The sequence below is a fragment of the Streptomyces sp. NPDC020379 genome, assembly GCF_044387105.1.
In the GTDB taxonomy this organism is placed as follows: domain Bacteria; phylum Actinomycetota; class Actinomycetes; order Streptomycetales; family Streptomycetaceae; genus Streptomyces.
Window position 1 is genome coordinate 1 of record NZ_JBIRVR010000051.1, and the last position, 6,280, is coordinate 6,280.

Below are 6,280 nucleotides of genomic sequence, written 5' to 3' on the forward strand. Positions count from 1 at the left end.
TCCTGCCGTGTCCGTAAGACCATCGCCCGGCACCCCACCCCCGAGACCGACCTGTCACCAGGACATATACCCACCGAAAGAGGAATCGAGCACTAGTGCTGAACAAGCATGAGCGCCCGTCGCATTTGATCTCGCAGCGGATCGATGGGGTCCGGGCGAAGTGCAGGCCGTCCTGGGCATAGATGGCGGGGATCTTCCGCAGCTCCGCCCAGGTGGGGTAGAAGCGATGGCCGCGCTGGGCCCTGTAGAGCTCCGGGGTCTGGTTGAACTGGCGGTCGGCGGGGATCACGGCGTCGAAGTCCATCGGGAGCGTGGTCATGGCGGCTGGCTGCTTCCTGGTGGTGCGGGGTGGGTCAGGCGGTGGGGCCGAAGTCGGCTTCGAGCTCGGCGCGGTAGCGCGGACCGAACTTCGGGTGGTTCAGCAGGTGCTTCGCGGAGGTTTCGACCGCGACCTGCCACGCGACGGCTGGCGGGCAGTTCGGGTTCTCCGCGACGACGGCCTCGGCGAGGCGGAAGGCCATGAGGGAGTGGGCGTCGCCGAGGGTCTTGCAGCGGTTCAGCTCAGCGGTGATCTCGCGTAGCTTCGCGGCGTCCATGTTCCCGACCCTTTCATGGTGTTTTGTCCTGCTGGTGGAACAACCATGACGCGATATGCAGGTAACTTGCAAACTGCACTGCAAAATGGTCAGGTGTTCCCGCTCACCTCCCGAGCAGGCGACCCAACACCTCAGCAGCCTCAACTCCCGCCCGCTGACAGGCAGGACACAGCCCGCCCGCCGGACGCACCCCCTTGCCCGGGGCTCGGCATTCCGGCGCCGCACACTCCCACCAGCCGGCCACACCCCCGGAAGCCGAACGGCGCGCTTCACCAGGGAGTCCGCCGGGGCGGTGCCCGGCGCGGTCGAGACGGCGCTGCTCGCACACCCGGCACGCCTCCCCGGAGTCGATGACCGCCCCGTCCTCACACGAGGGGTCAGGGCACTCCCCGGGGCGCACCAGGGCGACGGCGACGCCGACCGGGCGGCGCAGGCCCGGCCCGTCTGCCGATAGGGCGGCATTGGCGTACCCGTGGGCATCCCAGCGACGCGTGATCCGCTCGGCGAGCTGCGTGGGCGTACGGTCCCGCAGACCGGCCTCGATCGCCCGGACGACCGTACGCGGCAGGCTGGTCCGCGCTGCCCGCTCCAATGCCGTCGTCAGCTCCGGCGGAAGGGCGGCAGCGACCATAACCACCTCCGCCGTCACCGTCTCCGCACTGCTGGTCTTCCCGGTCGCGGCGGAGCCGCCCGCAGTCCCCCGGGCTCCTACTACCGGTAGTTGGCCTACGGCGTCAGGGGCGCTGCGCGCCGAAGGCGCCCTCTCGTGTTCTGCGATCTTGGTGTTCTTGGTGTTCTTAGGGGCCCGATCGTCCAAGCCTGGATCGCCCAGTCCTGGAAAACTGGGGATAGGCGCTGGCCTGACTCTTTGTGGGTGCTGGGGGTCTTCGGCGGGGGCGTCGGTGATGAAGTACTCGACTGCCCCGAGGGTGCCGTCTGCGCGCCGTACGCGTTCGCGCTCCAGGTAGCCGTACCGCTCCAGCTCCCGCAGCCCGGACTCGATCGCGGACACGCCCTCCTTAGTCTGGCGGGCGATGCCGGAGGCGGTGACGCCGTACCCGTCGCGGTGCGTGGACAGCAGCCCGAACAGGCCCTTGGCCTTGAGCGTGATCCGCGGATCGCGGAACAGCCCGTTGGAAACCTGGGTGAAGCGGTCGGCCGCCATCAGCCCGCGCCGGATGCGGTTGTCCGTGTAGCGGGTCACGACACGGCCCGGATAACAGGATCGGAGGCCGGTGGGTTCAGCGTCGAGGAGACGGCGACCAGTGCAGGGCGCCCCTTGGGAGCCTTGCGGTACAGGCTGAGCCCAAACTGGTTGCCCATCGCGCGGGCGCAGCGCTTGAGCGCGCCGGAGATGGCCGACTTGTACGCCAGCTCGTGGGCGCCGCCGCGCTGTGGCTGCGCGGCGGTCTCCACGGTGCCGTCTTCCCACGGTCCCAGCGGCGCACCGTGGGGGTCGTAGGCGGTCAGGCGCATGCGCACCTGGTAGGACACGTACCAGTTGCCCAGGGTGCCGTCTTCGCGGCGGACTTGGTCCTCGGCGACGCATTCCTCGGCGAGGATCCGCGTGGACCACATGCCGAAGCCGAACACCTTCGACAGGACGGCCTCGATGTCGTGGGCCTCGACATGGTGAAAGCCCTTGCCGTCCTGGCTGATGCGGTCGGGGTGCAGGGCATCGCACAGCTTCTCGTACTGCGCGGCCGACAGCCGTACGGGCTGACGCGGAGTCGGGGCGTTCACGCGGCCACCTGCCCTGCTTTGTCGTTGGCCGTGAGCTCGTCGAGGAGTTCGACGCGCGCCCAGTGCACGGCCTCGCGGGCGTGGTCCACGTCGAAGATGCTGAACCGGTAGGTTGCGGCGGCGCCTTGACGGCGCTCGATGAACAGATGCGTCAAGGCGCCCAGCTCGTTCGCCATGAAGTCCAGGCACTCGATACCGGCCCAGATGCACGCCTTCCCTGTGGGGCGACCCCACAGGGCGCCCCCCTCGGTCAGGACCTTGGTCTCGCAACCGGTGATGCACTCGCGGGCACGGGCGTCCACCGAGGCGAGCGAGCGTAGGTAGGCGAGGACGACAGCGGGCATCGTGACGTCGATGACCGGGGCCGTGGCGGCCCCCGCCGTGCGGGCGGGGGCGAAAGCGGCGACGGTCATCAGGCACCCGCCGGGAGGACGCGGGCGGCCATTAGGTTCCAGATGTGCCGGTTGCGGGTCTTGTCGGCCTTCGTGCGGCCGCCGGGGAGGTAGGCGGCGAAGACGGCCATCAGTCCGGCGAGCTGGCGCAGGCTGTAGGTGGCGGTGCGGAAGAACCGGCGGCGGCCGGGGCGGGTCCAGGTGTGCCCGTCGGGGATGATGCCGGCCTTGCGGGCGGCCCGGGTGAACGCGGAGGCGTAGCGGGTGGCGACGGGGGCGGGGATGCCCGCGCCGCGCACCAGGAACTCGCGGGCCGTGATCATGTCTGTGCGCTGAGCGAGGGTACGGGCGCGGAAACGCCGCCGCATCCGGACGCGGTGCATACTGGGGGCTCCATTGGTGACGTTGACGCGTGCTGGTGGATGAGGCGGACCCCCTACGTTGTCTAGGCGCTGGGGTCCGCCTCGCGTCGTTTCTGGCGCTCCTCGTTGACGCGGGGAAATGCCTCATGACGTGCTCAAACGCTATCGCAATTTAAAGGTGACCTGCAAAAATTGAGTGCGCATGGTTTGCAGCATGCCTTGAAACCTGCCATCGTTTGGCCATGCCTGCGCCCAGCCTTGAAACCCTCGCCCAGCGCGCGGCCAAGTCCGCCGAAACCGCCGAGAAGGACAAGGCTGCCCTCATCAAAGCCGCCGTCGCCGAAGCCCTCGACGACCGAGCCCTCACCCAATGGGGCTGGCTGGCCGATGTCGCCCGCCGCGCTGGCATCTCCCGCACCTACCTCGTCCAGCGCGTCGAAGAAGCCCGCCCCGGCTGGATTGAGACGATCAAGACCTCGTTGGACCAGCAGCGCGCCGACCGGAAGGGGCACAGAGCCGTCTGACCACCGGTCCGTGGTGGTCGCTGTTTCCTCTTTATGATGGGGATGCCGGCCTCGTCCTGTCGCTCTTCCGCTCGCGTCGCAGCGGTCGGGCGGTCAGCTCGTCACGTACGCCGTGTTGCCTCCGTCGGTGAAGCGGGCGCAAGGGAGCCCCGAGGTGCTCGGAACCTCGGGGCTCCCTTGTAGCCCAAGCTCCACTAACCCGCAGGTCAAGGTGGCATGGGCTGCCTCGTCCCCATGGGTTCGCAGGTCACTTTGTGGTCACAGTGCAGGAGGGAACTGTCCCGTGTCCAGCTCGCCCTCAACGTCGTCGGCCTCGAAGCGTCGGTGACCTTCTACTCCACGCGCCGCCGACCTCGTCTCCGACGGCGACAGGATCGAGCTGTCCTTCATCACTGTCGTCCGCATCATCGTGTGCATCGTTCGCGCGTGCCGTAACGGAATGCCGCACAGCGGTCCCCCAACGCGCGCCCGGAGCTTGCGGACCAGCGATTTCACATAAGAGGCCGTGCTTGGCTCTGTTGAGGCGCTAGCATCTCGCTAACTTTTGCTCTACGTGCTAAGGCGTTCGCATATCGTGACCAACGAACCGTTATCCGAGTACCCGGCCCCGCACAAGCCTGACACCGTCGACCGCTTGGTCGAGGCCGCACTGGCTACCGACGGCATAAAAGCCCCCCGTGAGGCACTGGCCGCTGCATTCGCCTACGTTGCCGAGCCGGTCGACCGCCTGATCATCACCGAGTACGGCCGCGAACGGATCCACCCCGCCCGGCTGCGCCCTCTGATCATAGGTGGCGAAGCAGCCCTGGGAATGTCTGTGCGGCTGTACGGCTGCGCCGGCAGCACCTGGGAGCGCAACGAGCGCAACGACACCTGCTGGGCCTCCCCGGCCGACCCAGCCTCGGCCACCGCCAAGTGGCTGCTCCCGCCGATCGAGATCTGGCATGGCCCGGACGGCAAGCCGACAGCTTCGCTGAGCGTCTCGATGGCGAGTGTTGACCGCGTCGTCGAGGTGATCGGCCGCGCCTCAATGCTGCTCGCCGAAGGCGACGGCCGCCGTGGCTACGACCTCACCGAAGACCTCATGCTGAACGGGCAGGAGGAACCCTGCCTGATGGTCGCGCAGGTCTACCGCACCCCTGAAGGCGATTTCTGGGCCTGGCCCACCGTCAAGGGCAACAACCGGACCAAGAGCCGTCATCAGATTCTGAAGACCGACCAGGCGGCGCTGCTCACGGCACCGGACGTGACTGCCGCCCTTCAGCGGTGGACGACCGAGCGCAATACTGACCTGGAGCGCGCGGATTCAGACGACCACCCGGCGCGACTTGCGCTCCAGGTCGCCGTCGTCAAGGCCAGGCTCGTTGTTGGATGCGCTGAGCCCGAGCTGCTGTACCAGACGGTGCAGGCAGGGAACCGGCGTGACCACATCCACGCGGATCTGGAGTTCTCGGCGGTCAACGAGGATCGCGCGGTCGGCCGCGGTGTCCTGGAGAGGTACCGGGCCGCTGGGATCATCGACACCACCGAGTACCGAGTGCTCGCCGGGCAGCTGCCGATCACGCGGTTGCGCGAGTGTCCGCCCGACGCGGGGATCTGCGAGCAGCGCGATCTGCGCTCCAGACTGCTGCTCGCCCAGTTCTTCCCCGCCGCCGGAGACCCCCGACGTCGTGTGATACGCAGGGCGATGGCCGAGCCCGAGGGCGAGCAACTGAACTCGCAACATGCAGTCGAGCGACTGCGGGCCTACTCCGCTCTGTGTTCGGTGAGCTGGTCGGAGGCGTGGAACCCGCGCGTGGACGACAGCACCGTCCCGGTCGCCAACGCCCGCGCTGGCGTAGCTTTCAGCGGCAAGAGTGCCGGGCAATTGCTAGCCGTCGCGAGCAAGGACGACGACGCGTTTGCCGAACTGATCCGCTACCGGGCGGCGCAGTGGCTGGCTGCGTTCAAGCTCGTCGACGCTGACCGAGGTTCCATGGGAGCCCAGGCTAACCGCGGCGCAGAAGGCGAGTCCGGGCCCAGTGCCCGGGCCCGTCGGGGTATCCCCGACGTGCTCGCCGTCATGAACGCTCAACGGGTACAGGCAGTGGGGCTGCTGCGCGAGATGGCTGTGGCTATGGAGGAGGGCCGTGCTCCACGACGCGTCGACGCCTTTGGAATCGCCGATGCCGATGGCAAGCTTGCCGATCAGGCATGGTTCGACTACGCCTTCCCCAAGGGTGCGGGCGTGCGCCTGCCTAGGCCCCCGTACACCCCACCTGCGTCCGCGCCAACGGCGGGCAGACACGTACAGCAGCCGCTGTTCCGTGCGGCGCCACCGCCCAGCGACCGCGAACTCGCCGATACGAAGAAGGCGGGCGTCCGCTCTCTGCTCAACGAGATCGAGGGTCTCACGAAGGACTTGGCGACGCGGGTCGCTGACGCACGCAGCCATGCTGCGGCAGCTGGCATGAGCCCGACATGGGAGGCGAACGAGTCCGAGCGGCTCAACATTCAGGCAGGGAACATCATTGAGAGGCTGAAGCATGCTGTCGAGGGCACTTGGTCGCCTGGAGAAGGGCATCATGACTAATGCTCGATTCCTCTTTCGGTGGGTATATGTCCTGGTGACAGGTCGGTCTCGGGGGTGGGGTGCCGGGCGATGGTCTTACGGACACGGCAGG

Annotated in this window: 7 protein-coding genes; 2 read left to right on the forward strand and 5 right to left on the reverse strand. The window is 68.0% G+C overall.

Going from position 1 to position 6,280, the window contains the following annotated elements:
* Positions 1-353: 353 nt before the first annotated feature.
* From ACH427_RS32220 to ACH427_RS32240, 5 genes are all read right to left on the reverse strand, one after another.
* Positions 354-596, reverse strand: coding sequence for a hypothetical protein (locus tag ACH427_RS32220; protein WP_398875356.1), 243 nt, complete (start codon positions 594-596; stop codon positions 354-356).
* Positions 597-699: 103 nt separating this feature from the next.
* Positions 700-1,800: a hypothetical protein gene (locus ACH427_RS32225; protein ID WP_398875358.1), complete on the reverse strand. Its 1,101-nt coding sequence runs from the start codon at positions 1,798-1,800 to the stop codon at positions 700-702.
* Positions 1,797-2,339: a Rad52/Rad22 family DNA repair protein gene (locus ACH427_RS32230; protein WP_398875360.1), complete on the reverse strand. Its 543-nt coding sequence runs from the start codon at positions 2,337-2,339 to the stop codon at positions 1,797-1,799. Before ACH427_RS32230 ends, ACH427_RS32225 begins: the two co-directional genes overlap by 4 nt.
* Complete coding sequence (locus ACH427_RS32235) at positions 2,336-2,752, reverse strand: hypothetical protein (protein ID WP_398875362.1); 417 nt, start codon at positions 2,750-2,752, stop codon at positions 2,336-2,338. Before ACH427_RS32235 ends, ACH427_RS32230 begins: the two co-directional genes overlap by 4 nt.
* On the reverse strand, positions 2,752-3,114 hold the full coding sequence (locus ACH427_RS32240; protein WP_398875364.1) for a hypothetical protein: 363 nt from the start codon (positions 3,112-3,114) through the stop codon (positions 2,752-2,754). The genes ACH427_RS32235 and ACH427_RS32240 overlap by 1 nt, the downstream gene beginning before the upstream one ends.
* 221 nt (positions 3,115-3,335) lie before the next feature.
* Here ACH427_RS32240 and ACH427_RS32245 point away from each other — a divergent pair, with 221 nt between their 5' ends.
* Positions 3,336-3,617 carry a hypothetical protein gene (locus tag ACH427_RS32245; protein ID WP_398875366.1) on the forward strand — a complete coding sequence of 94 codons (282 nt, stop codon included), beginning with the start codon at positions 3,336-3,338 and terminating at the stop codon, positions 3,615-3,617.
* Positions 3,618-4,191: 574 nt separating this feature from the next.
* Positions 4,192-6,189 carry a hypothetical protein gene (locus ACH427_RS32250; protein WP_398875368.1) on the forward strand — a complete coding sequence of 666 codons (1,998 nt, stop codon included), beginning with the start codon at positions 4,192-4,194 and terminating at the stop codon, positions 6,187-6,189.
* The last annotated feature ends 91 nt before the right edge of the window (positions 6,190-6,280 follow it).